Annotated in this window: 16 protein-coding genes; 11 read left to right on the top strand and 5 right to left on the bottom strand. The window is 63.5% G+C overall.

What is annotated here, in order from left to right; all coding sequences use genetic code 11:
- Positions 1-55: 55 nt before the first annotated feature.
- The 8 genes from YUO_RS0107005 (at position 56) to YUO_RS0106970 (ending at position 9,595) form a co-directional block, all read left to right on the top strand.
- A complete protein-coding gene (locus tag YUO_RS0107005) occupies positions 56-1,552 on the top strand; it encodes a CoA-acylating methylmalonate-semialdehyde dehydrogenase (RefSeq protein ID WP_028346621.1) in 1,497 nt (498 codons plus the stop codon).
- A gap of 119 nt (positions 1,553-1,671) precedes the next feature.
- A complete protein-coding gene (locus YUO_RS0107000) occupies positions 1,672-2,817 on the top strand; it encodes an isobutyryl-CoA dehydrogenase (RefSeq protein WP_028346620.1) in 1,146 nt (381 codons plus the stop codon).
- A complete protein-coding gene (locus YUO_RS0106995) occupies positions 2,814-3,887 on the top strand; it encodes an enoyl-CoA hydratase/isomerase family protein (RefSeq protein ID WP_028346619.1) in 1,074 nt (357 codons plus the stop codon). The genes YUO_RS0107000 and YUO_RS0106995 overlap by 4 nt, the downstream gene beginning before the upstream one ends.
- 32 nt (positions 3,888-3,919) lie before the next feature.
- Complete coding sequence (gene mmsB / locus YUO_RS0106990) at positions 3,920-4,807, top strand: 3-hydroxyisobutyrate dehydrogenase (RefSeq protein ID WP_028346618.1); 888 nt, start codon at positions 3,920-3,922, stop codon at positions 4,805-4,807.
- Positions 4,808-4,817: 10 nt separating this feature from the next.
- Complete coding sequence (locus YUO_RS0106985) at positions 4,818-6,548, top strand: AMP-binding protein (RefSeq protein ID WP_028346617.1); 1,731 nt, start codon at positions 4,818-4,820, stop codon at positions 6,546-6,548.
- Positions 6,549-6,551: 3 nt separating this feature from the next.
- Complete coding sequence (locus YUO_RS0106980; RefSeq protein ID WP_028346616.1) at positions 6,552-7,031, top strand: MaoC family dehydratase; 480 nt, start codon at positions 6,552-6,554, stop codon at positions 7,029-7,031.
- Positions 7,032-7,276: 245 nt separating this feature from the next.
- Positions 7,277-8,194, top strand: coding sequence for an SDR family NAD(P)-dependent oxidoreductase (locus tag YUO_RS0106975; protein ID WP_028346615.1), 918 nt, complete (start codon positions 7,277-7,279; stop codon positions 8,192-8,194).
- 171 nt (positions 8,195-8,365) lie between these two features.
- The gene (locus YUO_RS0106970) at positions 8,366-9,595 is read left to right on the top strand and encodes a TIGR03862 family flavoprotein (RefSeq protein ID WP_028346614.1); all 1,230 of its coding nucleotides are present in this window, start codon (positions 8,366-8,368) and stop codon (positions 9,593-9,595) included.
- A 91-nt stretch (positions 9,596-9,686) separates the two neighbouring features.
- On the opposite strand, the gene YUO_RS0106965 is transcribed toward YUO_RS0106970, so the two are convergent.
- Genes YUO_RS0106965 through YUO_RS0106955 form a run of 3 tightly spaced genes read right to left on the bottom strand, consistent with a single transcriptional unit; the run spans position 9,687 to position 13,118 of the window.
- Entirely contained in the window at positions 9,687-10,769 is a 1,083-nt protein-coding gene (locus tag YUO_RS0106965) for a D-TA family PLP-dependent enzyme (RefSeq protein ID WP_028346613.1), read from the bottom strand.
- Positions 10,770-10,805: 36 nt separating this feature from the next.
- Positions 10,806-12,620, bottom strand: a complete 1,815-nt coding sequence (locus YUO_RS0106960; protein WP_028346612.1) for an ABC-F family ATP-binding cassette domain-containing protein — start codon at positions 12,618-12,620, stop codon at positions 10,806-10,808.
- Between the two features lie 3 nt (positions 12,621-12,623).
- Positions 12,624-13,118: a YaiI/YqxD family protein gene (locus tag YUO_RS0106955; RefSeq protein WP_028346611.1), complete on the bottom strand. Its 495-nt coding sequence runs from the start codon at positions 13,116-13,118 to the stop codon at positions 12,624-12,626.
- 152 nt (positions 13,119-13,270) lie between these two features.
- On the opposite strand from YUO_RS0106955, the gene YUO_RS0106950 reads away from it, so the two are divergent.
- Positions 13,271-14,065, top strand: a complete 795-nt coding sequence (locus YUO_RS0106950; protein ID WP_028346610.1) for a hotdog family protein — start codon at positions 13,271-13,273, stop codon at positions 14,063-14,065.
- 150 nt (positions 14,066-14,215) lie between these two features.
- Here the strand turns inward: YUO_RS0106950 and YUO_RS0106945 are convergent, their stop codons facing one another.
- On the bottom strand, positions 14,216-16,591 hold the full coding sequence (locus YUO_RS0106945) for a xanthine dehydrogenase family protein molybdopterin-binding subunit (RefSeq protein WP_028346609.1): 2,376 nt from the start codon (positions 16,589-16,591) through the stop codon (positions 14,216-14,218).
- A 220-nt stretch (positions 16,592-16,811) separates the two neighbouring features.
- On the opposite strand from YUO_RS0106945, the gene YUO_RS0106940 reads away from it, so the two are divergent.
- The gene (locus YUO_RS0106940; protein WP_028346608.1) at positions 16,812-17,855 is read left to right on the top strand and encodes a Ppx/GppA phosphatase family protein; all 1,044 of its coding nucleotides are present in this window, start codon (positions 16,812-16,814) and stop codon (positions 17,853-17,855) included.
- A 233-nt stretch (positions 17,856-18,088) separates the two neighbouring features.
- Here the strand turns inward: YUO_RS0106940 and phaP are convergent, their stop codons facing one another.
- On the bottom strand, positions 18,089-18,718 hold the full coding sequence (gene phaP, locus YUO_RS0106935; RefSeq protein ID WP_028346607.1) for a phasin family protein: 630 nt from the start codon (positions 18,716-18,718) through the stop codon (positions 18,089-18,091).
- Between the two features lie 524 nt (positions 18,719-19,242).
- Here phaP and YUO_RS0106930 point away from each other — a divergent pair.
- Positions 19,243-19,926 (top strand): RlmE family RNA methyltransferase, encoded by a 684-nt coding sequence (locus YUO_RS0106930; RefSeq protein ID WP_028346606.1) that lies wholly within the window; start codon positions 19,243-19,245, stop codon positions 19,924-19,926.
- Positions 19,927-19,953: the final 27 nt, after the last annotated feature.

The raw sequence follows: 19,953 nt of genomic DNA, 5'->3' as shown, positions 1-19,953 counted from the left end.
CAGGTCAAAAAGGGGCTCGAAAGCGATCCCAGACGGGACCTTAGGGAGATCATTCATGCGCTCAATCGGACACTTTATCGGCGGCAAAGAGGTCAAGGGAACGTCCGGCCGGACGGCCGACGTGTTTGAGCCGATGACCGGCGACGTCCAGGCCAAGGTGGCGCTGGCCTCAAGAGCGGAGGTCCGCGCGGCCGTCGAAAACGCCGCGCTCGCCCAGCCCGAATGGGCCAACACCAATCCGCAGCGCCGCGCGCGGGTGATGATGAAGTTCCTCGAACTGGTGCAACGCGACTATGACAAGCTCGCTGAATTGCTGGCGCGCGAGCACGGCAAGACCGTTCCCGACGCCAAGGGCGACATCCAGCGCGGCCTCGAAGTCGCGGAATTCGCCTGCGGCATTCCGCATTTGCTGAAGGGCGAATACACCGAAGGCGCCGGCCCCGGCATCGACATCTATTCGCTGCGGCAACCGCTTGGCGTCGTCGCCGGCATCACGCCGTTCAATTTCCCGGCGATGATCCCGATGTGGAAGTTCGCGCCCGCGATCGCCTGCGGCAACGCCTTTATCCTAAAACCTTCGGAGCGCGATCCCGGTGTGCCGATGCGGCTGGCCGAGCTGATGATGGAGGCGGGGCTGCCGCCCGGCATCCTCAACGTCGTCAATGGCGACAAGGAAGCCGTCGACGCCATTCTCGACGACCCCGATATCAAGGCCATCGGCTTCGTCGGCTCGACGCCGATCGCGCAATACATCTATGAGCGCGCCGCCCAGACCGGCAAGCGCTGCCAGTGTTTTGGCGGCGCCAAGAACCACGCCATCGTGATGCCCGACGCCGACATGGATCAGACGGTCGACGCGCTGATCGGGGCCGGTTACGGCTCGGCCGGCGAGCGCTGCATGGCGGTCTCTGTCGCCGTTCCCGTCGGCAAGACCACCGCTGATCGGCTGATGGAAAAACTGATCCCGCGCGTGGAGTCGCTCAAGATCGGCACCTCCGTCGATCCGTCCGCCGATTACGGTCCGCTGGTGACGCGCGAAGCGGTCGAGAAGGTGAAGAACTACATCGATATCGGCATCAAGGAAGGCGCCACGCTCGCCGTCGACGGCCGCGGCTTCAAGATGCAGGGCTACGAGAAGGGCTTTTATCTCGGCGGCTCGCTGTTCGACAACGTCACCAAGGACATGCGGATCTACAAGGAGGAGATCTTTGGCCCGGTGCTCTCGGTGGTGCGCGCCCACGACTACAAGGAAGCCCTCGCACTGCCGTCCGAACATGATTACGGCAACGGTGTTGCGATCTTCACCCGCGACGGCGACGCGGCACGTGATTTCGCGGCCAAGGTCAATGTCGGCATGGTCGGCATCAACGTGCCGATCCCGGTGCCGATCGCCTACTACACCTTCGGCGGCTGGAAGAAGTCGGGCTTCGGCGACCTCAACCAGCACGGTCCGGACTCGGTCCGCTTCTACACCAAGACCAAGACGGTGACCTCGCGCTGGCCGTCCGGCGTCAAGGAGGGCGCGGAGTTCTCGATTCCGTTGATGAAGTGATGGTGTAGCCCAGGCGTCATTGCGAGCGCAGCGAAGCAATCCATATTGCCGCGAAAAGGAAGAATGGATTGCTTCGTCGCTTCGCTCCTCGCAATGACGACAACAATGAGCAGCCCAGAATGCAGTTCGCTCTCAACGAGGACCAGGTGGCGGTTCGCGACATGGCGCGGGCGTTTGCGGCCGAGAAAATCGCGCCTCATGCGCTGCGCTGGGACGAGGAGAAGCATTTTCCTGTTGACGTGATGCGCGAGGCCGCAGGCCTCGGCATGGGCGGCATCTACATCAAGGACGATGTCGGTGGCTCCGCGATGACCCGCTTCGACGCGGCGCTGATCTTCGAGGCGCTCGCGACCGGCTGTCCGACCGTCTCGGCTTTCATCTCGATCCACAACATGGCGTCCTGGATGATCGATGCCTTCGGCAACGACACCCAGCGGCAAAAGTGGTTGCCGAAGCTTTGTACGATGGAGCTGATCGCAAGCTACTGCCTCACCGAGCCGGGATCCGGCTCGGACGCCGCGGCGCTGCGCACCCGCGCGGTGCGCGACGGCGATCATTATGTGCTCAACGGCCAGAAACAGTTCATCTCCGGTGCCGGTGGCGGCGACCTCTATGTCGTGATGGTGCGGACCGGCGGTGACGGGCCGGGCGGCATCTCCACGCTTGTCATTCCGGCCGAAACGCCCGGTGTCTCGTTCGGCGCCAACGAGCGCAAGATGGGCTGGAACGCGCAGCCGACCCGCGCGGTGATGTTTGAAAACGCCCGCGTGCCGGTCGAAAACCGTCTGGGCGAGGAGGGCATCGGCTTCAAGATCGCGATGGCCGGGCTCGACGGCGGCCGCCTCAATATCGCGGCGTGCTCGCTCGGCGGCGCACAGAGCGCGCTCGACAAGTCGCTCGCCTACATGAAGGAGCGGAAAGCCTTCGGCAAACGGCTCGATGAATTCCAGGCGCTGCAGTTCCGCCTCGCCGATATGGCGACGGAACTGGAGGCGGCGCGAACATTTGTCTGGCGCGCGGCGGCAGCGCTCGACCGCAAGGATGCGGATGCCACCACGCTGTGCGCGATGGCCAAGCGTTTCGGCACCGATGTCGGGTTCGAGGTCGCCAACCAGGCGCTGCAACTGCATGGCGGCTACGGCTACTTGAGCGAATACGGCATCGAAAAAATCGTGCGCGACCTGCGCGTGCACCAGATCCTGGAAGGTACCAACGAAATCATGCGGCTGATCGTGTCGCGCAAGCTGATCGAGGGCGCGCAATGACGGATGCGGCCATTGCAGACGGCGACCTGATCGCGCGCAAGGAGGGCTCAGCCGGCATCATCCGCCTGAACCGGCCGAAGGCGATCAATGCCGTGACGCTGGAGATGTTCCACGACGTCGACAAGGCGCTCGATGCCTTCGAGGCGAATCCCGATGTTGCCGTGATCGTGCTTGAAGGCGCGGGCGAGCGCGGGCTGTGCGCCGGTGGCGATATCCGCGCGCTCTGGGAAAGCTCCAAGGTCAAGGGCGATCTCGGCAGGATCCTGTGGCGGGACGAATACATCCTCAACGCCCGCATCAAGAAGTTCCCAAAGCCCTATGTCGCCTTCATGGATGGCATCGTGATGGGCGGCGGCGTCGGGCTGTCGGCGCATTCGAGCCATCGCGTCGTCACCGAGAAGACGAAACTCGCGATGCCCGAGGTCGGCCTCGGCTTCTTCCCTGACGTCGGCGGCACCTGGCTGTTGTCGCATTCGCCGGGCGAGATCGGCACGTATTTTGGATTGACCGGGCAGACCATGAACGGTCCGGATGCCATCCATGCAAAGTTTGCCGATGCGGTGGTGCCGTCGGCAAAACTGCCGGCCTTGCGCGAGGCATTGACGAAGGTGGCGTCGGGCACGACATCGGCTGACATCAGGAAGCTGATCGACGGCTGCTCGACTGGAGAAACGGCCGGGCCGGTCGCCGCGCAGCAGGCGAAGATCGATGCCTTGTTCTCCCACGAGCGAATGGAAGACATCATCGCGGCGTTGCAGCGCGATGGCTCGGACTTCGCGCAGGCGACGCTGAAGACGCTGAACGAAAAGTCGCCGCGCGGCATGGTGGTGACACTCAAGCTGTTGCGGCTGGCGCGCAGCGCGCGCTCGCTGGAGGAATGCCTGGTGCGGGAATATCGCGCCGCGCTGGAAGTATTTGCGAGCGACGATTTTCGCGAGGGCGTGCGCGCGGCCGTCATCGACAAGGACCGCAATCCAAGATGGTCGCCGCCGAGAATCGAGGACGTGACGCCGGAAATGGTCGCGCCTTATTTCGCCGAGATCGGCGCTGACGAACTCAGATTTCCCTGATCAGAACAAGAAAGTTTAGCGGAGGATTCGAGATGGCAAATATCGCATTCATTGGCCTCGGCAATATGGGCGGCCCGATGGCGGCCAATCTGGTCAAGGCCGGCCACAAGGTGACCGCGTTCGATCTGGTCGAAGCCTCGCGCGATCAGGCCAAGGCCGACGGCGCCGCGATCGCCGAGAGTTCGGTCGCTTGCGTCAAGGGCGTCGATGTCGTGATCACCATGCTGCCGGCGGGCAAGCATGTGCTGTCGGTCTGGAACGAAGTGGTCCCTGTGATGACCAAGGGCACGCTGATCATCGATTGCTCGACCATCGACGTCGAAAGCGCCAAGCAGGCGCACGCGCTGGCGGCAAAGCACGGCATGCTCTCGGTCGATGCGCCGGTATCCGGCGGCACTGGCGGCGCCAAGGGCGCGACGCTGACTTTCATGTGTGGCGGCGAGGAAAAAGCGTTTGCTGCGGCGAAACCGGTGTTGGAGAACATGGGCAAGAAGATCGTCCACTGCGGCGTCGGCGGCGCAGGGCAGGCGGCCAAGATCTGCAACAACATGATCTTAGGGATTTCCATGATCGGCGTCGGCGAGGCCTTTGCGCTCGCTGAAAAGCTGGGCCTGTCGCATCAGGCGCTGTTCGATGTTGCCTCGACCTCCTCAGGGCAATGCTGGGCGCTGACGTCCTATTGCCCGGTGCCCGGCCCGGTGCCGACTTCGCCCGCTAACAACGACTATAAGCCGGGATTCGCGTCGGCCCTGATGGTGAAGGATCTGACACTGGCGCAGGATGCGGCCAAGGCTGCGGGCGCGGCGACGCCGCTCGGCAAGCACGCGCAGGAGATCTACAAGGCTTTTGATGCCGCCGGCCATGGCGGGGTGGATTTTTCCGGTATTATCCAGCACGTTCGGAGCCTCGCTGCGAAATAACGGGGACCTAATGACGACCTTTCAGGAAGCGCGCGCGTTTCTGCTCAACCACCGCACCGATTACTATGCGGCAGTGAAGGGATTTCGCTGGCCGGATCCCGTTCCATTCAATTGGGCGCTCGACTGGTTCGACGCGGAACTCGCGCGCAATCCTGACAGCCGGGATCGCCCGGCGCTCTGGATCGTCGATCCCGGCGACAAGGAAACAAAGCTCACGTTCGCCACGCTGTCGCGCCGCTCCAATCAGGTCACAAACTTCCTGCGGGCGCAGGGGCTGAAGCGCGGCGATCATTTGCTATTGCTGCTCGGCAATGTCGTGCCGCTGTGGGAGACCATGCTGGCGGCGATGAAGCTCGGCGTCGTCGTTATCCCCGCCACCACGCTCCTGACGCCGGATGAATTGCGCGATCGGCTCGAGCGGGGCAGGGCGCGGGCGGTGGTTGCCTCGCAGGATCAGGTCGCGAAATTTGCAGGCCTCGGTGGCGACGGACTGGTGCGCGTCGTGGTCGGCGCGACATCGAAGCACGATGGCTGGCTGCCCTTCGAACAGGCTGCCAGCGCCCCGGACGACTTTACACCTGACAGTCCGACCAATGCCGACGATCCGATGCTGCTCTATTTCACCTCTGGTACCACGGCGAAACCAAAGCTAGTGCGGCACAGCCAGCGCAGCTATCCGGTCGGCCACCTCTCGACGATGTTCTGGCTCGGCCTGCAGCCAGGCGACGTGCACTTGAACATCTCTTCGCCAGGCTGGGCCAAGCATGCCTGGAGTTGCTTCTTCGCGCCGTGGAACGCGGGAGCCACCGTGTTCGTGGTCAACCAGCCGCGCTTCGACGCCAAGGCCTTGCTCACCACGATCGGCCGCTGCGGCGTCACCACGCTGTGCGCGCCGCCGACGGTGTGGCGGCTGTTTATTCAGGAGAAGCTCGCGGATTTCGAGGTAAGCCTGCGCGAGGTCTGCGGCGCCGGCGAGCCGCTCAATCCCGAAGTGATCGACCAGGTGAAGGCGGCATGGGGGCTAACGATCCGCGACGGCTATGGCCAGACCGAGACCGCCGCACTCGCCGGCAACTCGCCGGGCCAGAAGGTGAAGGTCGGCTCGATGGGCCGCCCGTTGCCGGGCTACCAGGTTCGGATCACCGACAGTGACGGCCACGTCACCAAGGAGGGTGAGGTGACGCTGGCGCTTGGCGCCGACCGCCCGGCTGGCCTGATGCAGGGCTATCAGGGCGAGGACGGCAAATTAAGCGGCGCGGACGGCGATCTCTACCGCTCAGGCGACGTGGTGTTTGCCGACGACGAGGGCTATCTCACCTTTGTCGGCCGCTCCGACGACGTCTTCAAATCCTCCGACTATCGCATCAGTCCATTCGAGCTGGAGAGCGTGCTGCTGGAGCATGAATGGGTAGCTGAAGCTGCGGTTGTCCCAAGTCCCGATCCGATCCGGCTCGCCATCCCGAAAGCCTATGTGCTGCTGGTATCGGGTGTAGAGGGCTCGCCGGAGACGGCGCTGTCGATCTTCAAGCATCTGCACACTCGGCTCGCGCCGTTCAAGCGTATTCGCAAGATCGAACTGGTAAAGGAGCTGCCGAAAACGATTTCCGGAAAAATCCGCCGCGTGCAGTTGCGCCGGCTCGAGCATGATAATGTCAGAGACGATACGCTGCGCGGCGCCGAGTTCCGCGAAGAAGAATTCCCGGAGCTGCAGAAAGTGCGGACCGCCGGGTTGGAGAGCTAATCAATGAATGAAGTCTGGAAGAAGCCGCCGGTCTCCTTTGAGGCCTATCAGGCCATGGTCGGCAAGGAGATCGGTGTGTCGTCGTGGCACCTGATCGACCAGAGCCGGATCAACCTCTATGCCGACGTGATCGAGGACCATCAGTTCATTCATGTCGACCCGGAACGGGCAAAGAAGGAAACCGCGTTCGGCAATACCATCGCGCATGGCTTTCTCACTATGTCCTTGATGAGCATCATGTCGTACGAGGTGATGCCGGTTATCGAAGGCACGGCGATGGGCGTGAACTACGGTTTCGACAAGCTGCGTTTTCTCTCGCCGGTCCGCGCCGGCTCGCGGGTTCGCGGCCGCTTCACGCTTGTTGAAGCCAAGCTGCGCAAGCCGAAGGAATTGCAGTCGCGCACCAACGTTACCGTCGAGATCGAAGGCGAGGACAAGCCGGCGTTGGTCGCCGATTGGATCGGGCTGATCTATTTTAACTAGCCGGCCACCGTCATTGCCGGGCAAAAGCGCGAAGCGCGCCTTCAAACCAGTTGACCCGGCAATCCATCGCTGCTCAAAAATAGTCAATCTCCGCGAAGCCGCGGTACCTCTCCCCTTGTGGGAGAGGGTGGCTTCGCGAAGCGAGGACGGGTGAGGGGTTCTCTCCGCGGAGACAGACCCCTCATCCGGCGCTTCGCGCCACCTTCTCCCACAAGGGGAGAAGGAAGAAGAAGCAGGAATTTCGCATGGCAATCAGGTTTGACGGACGCGTCGCAATCGTCACGGGCGCGGGCAATGGTCTGGGACGGGCGCATGCGCTGGGGCTGGCGAGCCGCGGCGCCAAGGTGGTGGTCAACGATTTCGGCGGCGCATGGGACGGCACCGGCGGATCGCTGTCGCCGGCTGAAGCCGTGGTCGAGGAAATCCGCAAAGCGGGCGGCACGGCGATGGCCGACGGCGCCGACGTCTCCAAGTTCGGACAGGTCACGGCCATGGTCGAGCGGGCTACCAAGGAATGGGGCAGTGTCGATCTGCTCTGCGCCAATGCCGGCATTCTCCGCGACAAGTCGTTTGGAAAAATGGACGTCGCCGACTTTGCCAAGGTGCTCGACGTCCATCTCGTCGGCACGTTTTACTGCTGCAAGGCGGTGTGGGATGGCATGCGCGAGCGCAATTACGGCCGCATCGTGCTGACCACCTCGTCGTCGGGCCTGTTCGGCAATTTCGGCCAGGCCAACTACGGCGCAGCGAAAGCAGGTATGGTCGGCCTGATGAACGTGCTGGCCGAGGAAGGCCGCAAGAACAACATTCGCGTCAACACGATCTCGCCGACCGCGGCCACCCGAATGACGGAAGAACTGCTGCCGCCGCAGGCGCTGGCGCTGATGAAGCCCGAAGCGATCACGCCCGCGGTGGAATATCTGCTCAGCGAAGACGCGCCGACCCGCACCATCATGGGCGCGGGCGCGGGTTCGTTTGCGGTGATCAAGATCATCGAGACCGAAGGCGTCAACTTAGCCCAGTCCGACTGGACGCCCGACGCTATCGCGGCGCATTTCGCCGAGATCGACGACGTGTCGAAGGCGAAGGCGCTGCAAGGCGCATTCGAGCAGACGCAGAAGTATGTCGCCCAGGCCGCGGCACGGGCGGGGATTAAGCTGTAGCGAGGCGGCGAATTCGTAGGGTGGGCAAAGGCGCACTTCGCGCCGTGCCCACCACGCATCTCCGATGCCGGTGAACATTGGTGGGCACGCTTCCGCCTTCGCTCGTTGAGCTACGGCGGACAAGTCGCTTTGCCCACCCTACGGGACCATCGATCCGGCTACACTCTCGCCATGTCATCGCACTCCAAAAAAGTCGCCATCATCGGCGCCGGCCCTGCCGGCCTGATGGCGGCCGAAGTGCTCGCGCAAGGCGGCGCTGCGGTCACCGTCTATGACGCGATGCCATCCGCCGGCCGAAAATTCCTCATGGCGGGGCGCGGAGGGCTGAACCTCACGCACAGCGAGCCGCTGCCGCAATTCCTTGTCCGCTATCGCGAGGCGATGCCGAACCTGAAAGCCGCCATCGAAGCATTTCCGCCGCAGGCGTTGCGCGACTGGAGCGAGGCACTGGGGCAGGAAACATTTGTCGGCTCCAGCGGCCGGGTGTTTCCGAAAGCCTTCAAGGCCTCTCCATTGCTGCGCGCATGGCTGCGGCGGTTGGACTCGCAGGGCGTAAAATTGGCGCTGCGCCACCGGTGGGTCGGCTGGGACGAACAGGGCCGTCTGCGGTTTGAAGCGCACGATAGGGCACACGTCGTTGATCCCTGCGCCACCGTGCTGGCGCTCGGCGGCGCGAGTTGGCCGCGGCTCGGATCGGATGGCGCGTGGACAGAGATTCTAGCGGCAAGAGGGGTGAAGACATCGTCATTCCGGCCGGCCAATTCCGGCTTCACCGTCGCCTGGTCGGACATTTTCCGCGACCGCTTTGAAGGCCAACCGCTCAAGGGCGTGGCGTTGACATTCGGCCAACACACAGTACGTGGCGAAGCCATCGTCACCAGCACCGGCATCGAGGGTGGCGCGGTCTACGCGCTGTCTGCCGAATTGCGCGAGGCAATCCTGCGCGATGGACAGGCCACGCTCAGCATTGCCCTGCGTCCCGACGCGGAGATCGGCGAACTGACAGCGAAATTGTCCGCCGCAAAAGGCAAACAGTCCTTCTCGAATTTCCTCCGCAAGGCAGCAAATCTCTCGCCCGTCGCTATCGGACTGTTGCAGGAAGCCGCCAAAGCATCCGGGATGTCGCTATCTTCGCTGTCGCCCGCTGATCTCGCCCGCATGATTCAGGCAGTGCCTGTGCAGCTTGATAGTGTGTCACCAATCGCGCGCGCGATCTCGACCGCAGGCGGCATCGCCTTCGATGAACTTGACGACGCTTTCATGCTCCGCCGCTTGCCCGGCGTGTTCGCGGCCGGTGAGATGCTCGACTGGGAAGCGCCGACCGGCGGTTACCTCTTGCAGGCGTCGTTTGCGACAGGCGCTGCAGCGGGGCGAGGTGCGCTGAAATGGCTAAATTCGTAGGATGGGTAGAGCGCAGCGAAACCCATCATCCAGCAGCTCGGCAAGTCTCGATGGGTTTCGCTGCGCTCTACCCATCCTACGGACTACGAATTCACCGCAACTTCCCCCTTGCCGCGACCGGCAGCGTGCCGATGATCTCGTCGCCACGCACCATCACCACTTCGTCCATCATGTTGACGACGACGCAGACATGGTTGGGCACGATCCGGACGACGTCGCCGACATTCGGCCGCGTGTTGCTGCGGGCCAGGTCGAGGAAGCCGTGCTCTTCCGCGAAGCGCGCGATCTTCGCTTCGGGGTGCTCAAGGATCAGTCCGTAGCCGTCGAGACCGCCGCCGGGATCCGATGTCAGCGTCTTCGAACCGGCGTCCAGAATGCCGCGGTCCGGTCCGGCGCGGCTCACGACGGTGGAATAGATGTTCAGCGCGCAATCGTCCCATTCGGCGACGCCGGCCGCCACCTGCATGCGGTCGTTGTAGATATAGGTGCCGGGTCGATGCTCGGTCGCGCCCTTCAGCTTGCCGAGATTTTTCAGATTGGGCGAGCCGCCGGTCGAAACCATCGTCGCATTGAGCCCGTGCGCGCGGACGCCCGCCAGCGCCTTGTCGAAAAATTTCTGTGCCTCAGCCCAGCCGGTTTCGGTCGGGTACAGCATGAAGCCCGCGAATTGTAGTCCCTCTAAGCCCGCGATCTCGCGCGCTAGCGCAATGGCTTCCGCCGGCGTCTCGACTCCGGCCCGCTTACGGCCCGTATCGCATTCGACTACGACTGAAAGCGGACGTCCTGAAGCCGCGGCTGCTTGTGGCAGGCCCGCGATCACGGTCGAATTGTCGGCAGCGACCGTCATGTTGGCCTTGGCCTGCAGCGCCGCGAGCCGGGCCATCTTCTCCTCGCCGATCAGATTGTAGCTGATCAGGATGTCGTCGATGCCGGCATCCGCCATCACTTCGGCCTCGCCGAGCTTCTGGCAGGTGATGCCTTTGGCGCCGGCTGCGACCTGCATCTGTGCGAGCAGCGGGCTCTTGTGGGTCTTGATATGCGGCCGGTTGGCGACGCCGGCGGTATCGCAGGCCACCTGGATGCGGGCGATATTGCGCTCGACGCGGTCCATGTCGATGACCGCGCAGGGCGTGCCGTATTCACGGGCGATTTTGGCGGCGAGGGGCGTTGTCATGCTCTTCTCTCTTGGAAGTCCGTGTGAACCCGTAGGCTATGCCTGCTCGATCTCTTCCCGCAAAACCTCAAGCTCCAGCCAGCGGTCTTCGGCAACGGCCAGCTCTTCCTGCGCTTTTGCGATTGCCGATGACGCCGCGTCGAATTTCTTGCGATCCTTGGCATAGAGGTCGGGATCGTCAAGCAGCTTCTGCTGCTTTGCGATCTCGGCCTGCAATTTCGCGATCGTCTTCGGCAGTGTTTCAAGCGCGTGCTTTTCGTTGAAGTTCAGCCGGCGTTTTGGCGGGGCGGAAGGGGCCGTAGCTCTGGTCTCTTTCTTTTCCTCAACCGGCGTCCGACCATTGACAGATTCCCGCGACAAATCCTCGCCGCGCTGGGCCAGCATGTCGGTGTAGCCGCCGGCATACTCGATCCAGCGGCCATTGCCTTCAGGCACGATCACCGACGTCACCACGCGATCGAGGAAGTCGCGGTCGTGGCTGATCAGCACCACCGTGCCCTCGTAATCGCCGAGCATTTCCTCGAGCACGTCGAGAGTTTCGAGATCGAGGTCGTTGGTCGGCTCGTCCAATACCAAGAGGTTCGACGGCTTTGCCAGCGCTCGCGCCAGCATCAGCCGGCCGCGCTCGCCGCCGGAGAGCGCCTCCAGCGGCGTGCCGCGCTGCTCCTGCGCGAACAGAAAATCCTTCATGTAGCCGATGACGTGTTTCGGCTTGCCACCGACCATGACATGGTCGCCGCGACCGCCGGTCAGCGCTTCCGCCAGCGTCGATTTCGGATCGAGGCTTTCGCGGTGCTGGTCCAGCGTCGCCATTTCGATATTGGCGCCGAGCCGGATCGTGCCGCTATCGGGCGGATCGTTGCCGATCAAAAGATGAACCAGCGTGGTCTTGCCGGCGCCATTCGGGCCGACGATGCCGATCCGGTCACCGCGCTGGACCTGAATTGAGAAGCCATCGACGATCTTGCGGTCGCCATAGGCCTTGGCGATGTTCTTCGCCTCAATGACCAGCCGGCCAGATTTTTCAGCTTCGGCGGCCGCGAGGTTGGCATTGCCGGCAGCGCCGCGATAATTGCGCCGCTGGTCGCGCAGCGCGTGCAGATTGCCGAGCCGCTTGACGTTGCGCTTGCGGCGGCCGGAGACACCATAGCGCAGCCAGTGTTCCTCGTTGACGATCTTGCGGTCGAGCTTGTGCTGCTCGCGCTCTTCTTCCGCCAGCACCTCGTCGCGCCAGGCTTCGAATGCGGAGAAGCCGCGGTCGATCTGCCGGATCTGGCCGCGATCGAGCCAGGCGGTCGAGCGCGACAGGTTGGAAAGGAAACGGCGATCGTGACTGATGAGGACGAGCGCGCAGCGGCGGCTTTCCAGTTCACCTTCCAGCCATTCGATGGTCGGCAGGTCGAGATGGTTGGTAGGTTCGTCCAGCAGCAGGATGTCGGGCGAGGGCGCCAGCACCCGCGCCAGCGCCGCGCGGCGGGCTTCGCCGCCAGAAATATGCGCAGGGTCCTCGTCGCCGGAGAGGCCAAGCTGTTCGATCAGATAGCGCGCCTGGTAGTGATCGTCGCCGGGGCCGAGGCCTGCCTCGACATAGGCCAGTGTCGTCTTGTGGGCGCCGAAATCAGGCTCCTGCGGCAGATAGCGGATGGTGGCGCCGGGCTGCACGAAGCGGCTGCCGCTGTCGGGCTCGACCAGTCCGGCGGCGATTTTCAGCAGCGTCGATTTGCCGGAGCCGTTGCGCCCGATCAGGCAGACACGCTCGCCCGACGACACCGACAATTCCACGCCCGACAACAGCGGCGTGCCGCCAAACGTCAGCCTTATATCTTTCAACTGGATCAGCGGCGGCGCCATCGTTCAACCCTGGTTCGGCGCAGGCTGCTGCGCCCGCTGGCGCTGGATGCGGCGGATGGTCTGGTCGAGCGCCGACAGAAACGTCGAGCGGTCGCGCGGGGCAAAGGACTTTGGACCACCGGTCACTTCGCCGGATGAGCGCAGGTCGGTCATCAGATTGCGAACGGCCAGCGTCATGCCGATCGATGCTTCCGTGAACGGCTTGCCGTTCGGCGCGATCACCTCGGCGCCGGCCTTCACGCAGCGGCTGGCGAGCGGGATATCCGATGTGATGACGATGTCGCCGCGGCCGGCGCGCTCGGCGATCCAGTCGTCGGCGGCGTCCATGCCGGAACCGGCGGCGATGCGCTCGATCAGCGGATCCTGCGGCACGCGGATGAAATTTCCCGCAACAACGCTGACCGGCAGGCCGTGGCGGATCGCGACGCGATAGATCTCGTCCTTCACCGGGCAGGCGTCGGCATCGACATAGATGCGGGTTTGGTTCACGTCAGACATATCGGTTCGACAGCGGTTCTCTTGCCCGCGCGTGGTAACCTATTCGATGCCGGAATGCGAGGGAAACGGGGGGCCGGGAACACGCTTGCGTCAGCACATTCTTTGCCTACCATAACCGGCGGAAAAACAACCAAAAACAACAGGAAACCGGCATGCCCATCGAGCCCTATCGCGTCCAAGCTTACAACACCGCCAAACAATCCGAAAACAAGATGCATGACGACACCGTGGCAAGGCGGTTCGGATTCTCGGGTGGGCTGGTCCCCGGCGTCGACGTGATGGCCTACATGATGCACCAACCGGTGACGAAATGGGGCCGCGCCTTCCTCGAACGCGGCCTGATCGAGGCGCGCTTCGTCAAGCCGGTCTATGACGGCGAACTCGCGGAGCTGACCGGGGAAGAAAGCAACGGCGTGCTGTCGATCGAGGTGCAGAGCCGCGGCCAGCTTTGTGCCACCGGCACCGCGTCATTGCCGGTCTCCGCACCGGCTGCTTCGATCGCCGACTACAGGGAAGTCGCGGCGGTGGCGGAACGCAAGCCGGTCAACGCGTCTTCCTATGAAGTCGGCAAATGGCTCGGCACCATCCCGCGCGACTGGGCAGGCGAAGCGGCCGCGGGATATCTCGCCGACATCAGGGAGACCGATCCGATCTACGCCAAGGAAGGTCTCGGTCATCCCGGTCTGCTGCAACGGGTGATGAACCGGGTGCTGGTCGACAACGCCATCCTGGGCCCGTGGATTCATGTCGGCAGCCGCATGCAACTACTGTCAGCGGCGAAGGCTGGCGACGTCATCACGGCGCGTGCGAAGGTGGTCGGCAATTACGACAAGAAGGGCCACCGTTTCGTCGAACTCGACGCGCTGGTCGTCGGCAACGGCAACACGCCGTTGGCGCTCTGCCACCACATCGCGATCTACCAGCCGCGCGAGCAGGCGGCGGCGTAGGGCGGCGCGCCGCGATCTCACCTGTCATTCCCCGCGCAGGCGGGCAATCCAGTACGCCGCCGCTTCTCGGCTCAATTATTGACGTTTCTGGAATACTGGGTCGCCCGGTCAAGCCGGGCGATGAGAGTGGTGTATGCGGTGGCTCTCGAGCTACGCCGCCTGCTTCGCCTTCGCATCCTGAATCGCCCGCCACACCCGTTCCGGCGTCAGCGGCATGTCGATATGGGTGATGCCGTAATCCGACAGCGCGTCGACCACCGCGTTGACGACGCAGACGAGGCTGCCGGCGCAGCCGGCTTCGCCGCAGCCCTTGGTGCCCAGCGGATTGGATTTTGCCGGCGAAGGGTGGTCGCCGATCTCCATCGGCGGAATGTCCTCGGCCCGCGGCAGCGCGTAATCCATGAATGAGCCGGTGATCGGCTGGCCGCTGGCATCGTAGCTGACCTGCTCCATCAGCGCCTGGCCGATGCCCTGCGCGACGCCGCCATGCAATTGGCCGGCGACGATCATCGGATTGACCACGGTGCCGAAATCGTTGACCGCAAAATAGCGCACGATTTGCACGACGCCGGTCTCGGGATCGACTTCCACTTCCGCGACATGGCAGCCGTTGGGGAAGGTGGACGGCGTGTCCTTGGTGGCATGGTCGACATCGAGCGACAGCGGCACGCCTTCGGGCATCTTGCCCTCGCGCAGGCGCTTCGCCAAATCCATGATGCCGATCGAGCGGTCGGTGCCGGCGATGGTGAAGCGGCCATTGGCGAATTCGATGTCGCCTTCGGATGCCTCCATCAGATGAGCGGCCGCCTGCTTGCCCTTTGCGATCACGAGCGCGGAGCCTTCTACGATCGCCTGGCCGGTCGCCGTGATCGAGCGCGAGCCGCCGGTGCCGTTGCCGAAGCGGACGAGATCGCTGTCGTTCTGCTCGATGGTGATCTTCTCGAAGGGAACGCCAAGCTGCGCAGACAGCACCTGGGCGAACGGGGTGGCGTGACCCTGGCCGTAATCGAGCGTGCCGGTGGTCAGCTTCACCGACCCGTCAGGCTCAAAGGTGATCTTGCCGAGTTCGCCGCTCGGAGGCGCGGTGACTTCGAGGTACGAGCCGACGGCGATGCCGCGCAGCTTGCCGTTCTTCCGGCTCTCCTTCTTGCGCTTGGCAAAATTGGCGTGGTCGGAAATCTCCAGCGCCTTGTTGAAGACGCCGGCAAAGTCGCCGCTGTCATAGGTGACGCCAGAAGCCGCCGCGAACGGCAGTTGCGACGGCTTGATGAAGTTGCGCTTGCGCAGCGTCAGCCGGTTGATGCCCATCTCGTCGGCGGCGCGGTCGATCAGCCGCTCCATGTAGTAGTTCGCCTCGGGCCGGCCGGCGCCGCGATAGGCGCCCATCAGCGTGGTGTTGGTCAAAACCGTCTTGATGTCGACGCCAAGCAGCGGGGTGCGGTAGACGCTGGCGAGGTTCTTGCCGGTGTTGAGCGACAGCGGCCCCGGCGCAACACCGGTGATGTAGGCGCCGAGATTGCCGTAACCGGAAAGCCGCACCGCCAGAAACCTGCCGTCGGCATCGAGCGCCAGTTCGGCGTGGATGAGCTGCGCGCGGCCGTGGCTGTCGGAGAGGAAGCTGGTCGAGCGTTCGTCGGTCCATTTTACCGGACGGCCCAGCGCCTTCGCCGCATGCAGGATGCAGGTATATTCGGGATAGCTCACGTTCTTCATGCCGAAGGAGCCGCCGACATTGGCGGTCACGATCCGCACCTTGTCGTTCGGCACATTGAGGATTCTTGCCAGCGTCACCTTGTTGCCGGAAACGCCTTGCGTCGGAACCTGCAGCGTGAAGCGTTCGGCGGCCTTGTCGTAGGCCGCCAGCGCGACGCGCGGCTCCATCGACACCACGGCGACGCGGGTGTTGACGATGTCGAGCCTGGTTACATGGGCGGCGGTTGCAAACGCCGCATCGATCTTGGCGGCATCGCCATAGTGATAATCGAGCGCGACGTTGTTCGGGATGTGATCGTAAAGCTGCGGCGCGCCGGGCTTTGCGGCTTCCGCCGCATCGGTCACGGCGGGCAGCGGCTCGATGTCGAGCTCTATGGCCTCCGCTGCATCGCGTGCCTGTGCCAGCGTTTCCGCGACCACGAACGCCACGGGGTCGCCGACGAAGCGAACCTTGTCGGTCGCCAGCGCCGGGCGGTTGGTCTGCAACAGCAGCGAGCCATCGCGGCTCTTCAACGGCAGGCCGCAGGTGAAGGGGCCGTAGCCGGCGGCCTCGAGATCCTTGCCGGTCCAGACGCCGAGCACCCCCGGCATCGCCTTGGCGGCGGCCGTGTCGATCCCCCTGATGATTCCGTGGGCATGGCTGGAGCGCACCATCCAGCAATAGGCTTGGCCGGGCAGGGTGAAATCGTCGGTGTATTTGCCCCTGCCGCGCACCAACGTGTCGTCTTCCTTGCGGCGCACCGGCTGCCCCACACCGTATTTTTGCAGTGCGATAGCGTTGTCCAGGGAGGAGGCCGACGTGTGATCTTGCATCGAAAACACCTGAAATGCTTGGGATTCTCTTGGATTTCTTGTTGGATTCTTGGTTCCGCGGGTTCCCGCTCAGATAACGTACCGTGTAATCCCGGACAACGCCTGATTGGGCATAGTCCTATGTGATGGGTTGTTGCGTAGCCCCTTGGCGCTGCTAAAGTTTCCGTGAACGGTGATTTTCTTCGGCGGCCCGGACGCGGCCTGCGGAAAGATAGTTTTGATGAACCACGATACGCGGCTGCGCGAAGCCCTCGAGGCCTGCGCCAGCCCGTCAGGGTCGGTTGCGGCGGCCGCGGCAAACGGTGTCTATGCTGCGCTGGACCTTGGCACCAATAATTGCCGGCTCTTGATCGCCCACCCGGCCGGGGACGGTTTTCGCGTGGTGGACTCGTTTTCACGGATTATCCGGCTTGGCGAGGGCATTTCCGCAACCGGTTCCATCAGCGAGGCGGCGATCGAGCGTGCCATCGCGGCGCTCAGCATCTGCAGCGACAAGATCCGCTACCGCAAGGCCAAGCGCCTGCGGCTGATCGCAACCGAAGCCTGCCGGGCCGCCGCCAATGCCGACAGCTTTCGTGCCCGCGTCGCGAGCGAGACCGGCATCCGGCTCGAGGTGATCGATCGCGAGACCGAAGCAACTCTGGCCGTGATCGGCTGCTCGCCGCTGCTCGACGCCAAAGGGCGGGGCGCGATCCTGTTCGACATTGGCGGCGGGTCGACCGAGCTGGTGCGGATCGAGCGCGATCCGGAAGAGCAGAACGGGGTGCCGCGCATCAAGGCGTGGATGTCGGTCCCGCTCGGCGTCGTCACGCTGGCCGAGCATTTCGGCGGAGGTGACGTCACGGCGGAATCCTATGCAGGGATGGTGCGCGAAGTCGCGCAATATGTGGCGCCGTTTGCGGCCGAGCACGGCAACGATCTGCGCGACATGCATATGCTGGGCACCTCGGGCACCGTGACGACGCTTGCCGGCATCCATCTCAACCTGCCGCGCTACGACCGCCGGCGCATCGATGGCATCTGGATGAACGGTCCCGACGTCACGGCGGTGATCCAGCGGCTGCTCGGTATGAGTTATCAGGAGCGGGCCAGCAATAATTGCATCAGCGTCGAGCGCGCCGACCTGGTGCTGGCCGGCTGCGCCATTCTCGACGCCATCCGCGATGCGTTCCCATTGCCTCGGCTCAGGGTGGCCGACCGGGGCCTGCGCGAGGGCATGCTGGTGGAGATGATGCGCGAGGACGGCGCGCTGCGGCCGTGCTGATGTGTGGGGTCCCTGGCTATCCCCGCAAACTGGAAGAGCGGCTGAAAGCCAGCCGCTCTTCCCTCAAAGCTGAGCCGGAAGGCCGCGCTATTTCTACAGCGTCATTGCTGTTTCAAACCCTCATCCTGAGGAGCCCGCAGAGCGGGCGTCTCGAAGGATGTAGGCCACAGATGGGGCCTCATGGTTCGAGACGCGCTTCGCGCTCCTCACCATGAGGGGCTTACGCAGTAAATCTAGGCGGCGCGCCGTACCTCTTCCATATTCTGCTTAATCTGCTTTCCGGCATCGTCGGCCAATTTGAGCGACATATCGGCGATCCGCCGGCTGCTTTCCAAAACAGAACCCACGGTCTCACGGACCAGGTCCGTCTGAACGGCTGCAACCTCCTGAGGAGTTCGGCAGGCCCACAATTCATTCATGCGGTCCATGTTCGTCTCGACTTGATGCCGAACTAACTGCAGGTATTCCTGCGAAATGCCGCCCATCACTTTGGCAGCCGTTGTGCCGGTATATAGGATGGTTTGCGCGTTGCGGGCCGATCGTTCGGTTGCCTGTTGCACTCCCTCTCCTGACAGGCCGAGCGAACGACCAAGTTGCTCCGTGGACCGCCCCATCATGGTCGTCGCCATATCCAGGCCGAAGCGCCAGGTGCTCTGTAACGTCTCGGCGTTTTGCTGGAATAGGGTAGCACCTGCCCGGACCACTTCCTCGCCGGCTTCAGCCGCAGCATGACCGATCCGCGTCGTCTGCTCGGCTGTAGCTTGTCCAAAGCGGCTGGTCTGTTCGGCAGTCCTCTCGCCGGCGCGGCGGGCGGCGTCTTCCATGCCTTGGGTAGACTTTTCCTCTTGGCGTGGGTTTGCCATCTTAGTTCTCCGCTGATTGCAGGTTAATGACTCCCCCAGCTCCGACCCGAGCAACGCAATCGCTGTGCGACCGTTCCAAGCCTTCCGATCTTTTCCGCACACCTCGCTTAGTTCGCAACGACTGCTTAGGAACGTCGGCAACATGTCGTGGTTATGCCGCAGACTGGCTCTTCACCCGCCGCATTTCGGATCGCTAGGCACGGCACGAGGCTCAGCGAATGTCCACTGCCGAAGCATCTTAGGTGTCCGCTTGTTCTGCCGATTGGGATTATAGTTTTCTCAGGTCACGGCCGAGCGGAAGAACCCGTCGATCGGCAGTTTCATCGACTGCGATGGCGTGCGGCTGCATTACCTCGAACGGGGTGACCCGGCAGCTCGGTGCGTCGTGTTGTTCCATGGCAAACGGGGCTGGCGTTAGATGGTGGGTCCGGCGGCTCATCATACTCGCTTCAATGCGCATCCACTTCCGTGCTACTGATTCCAGGCTCCGGGTCCGGGCTGGCATTTTCAAGACAAGTATCGATATGGCGAAAGACACCACCGGACGGCTGCACGTCACGGTCAAGAGCGCGGGCAAGCGCAAGCTGTCGTCAAAGCTCTGGCTGGAGCGGCAGCTCAACGATCCCTATGTGGCGAAGGCCAAGCGGGAGGGCTATCGCTCGCGGGCGGCCTACAAGTTGATCGAAATCGACGACAAGTATCGGTTTCTCAAGCCCGGCAACGCCGTGGTCGATCTTGGCGCCGCCCCCGGCGGCTGGAGCCAGATCGCGGCCAAGCGTGTCGGCGCGATCAATGGCAAGGGTAAAGTGGTCGCGATCGATCTGCTGGAAATGCCGGAAATTCCCGGCGTCGATTTCGCGCAGCTCGACTTTCTGGCCGAGGACGCACCCGAAAAGCTGATCGCAATGATGGGCGGGCGCGCCGATGTCGTGATGTCCGACATGGCGGCCAACACCACCGGCCACCGCAAGACCGATCAGCTCCGCATCATCGGCCTCGTCGAGACGGCCGCGGCCTTTGCCGCCGAGGTGCTCAATCCCGGCGGGACGTTCCTGGCAAAGGTCTTTCAAAGCGGCGCCGATGCCGAGCTCGTCGCCCAATTGAAGCGCGACTTTTCCAGCGTGCGTCACGTCAAGCCGGCCTCAAGCCGGCAGGACTCCTCGGAGCGCTACGTGCTGGCGATGGGATTTCGAGGGCACCGCAACTAGCGCAACCGGGACGGCGCGAGGACTGGA

The organism is Bradyrhizobium murdochi (assembly GCF_000472965.1).
Classification (GTDB): Bacteria; Pseudomonadota; Alphaproteobacteria; order Rhizobiales; family Xanthobacteraceae; genus Bradyrhizobium; species Bradyrhizobium murdochi.
This window is presented reverse-complemented; position numbering and strand designations above follow the sequence as displayed.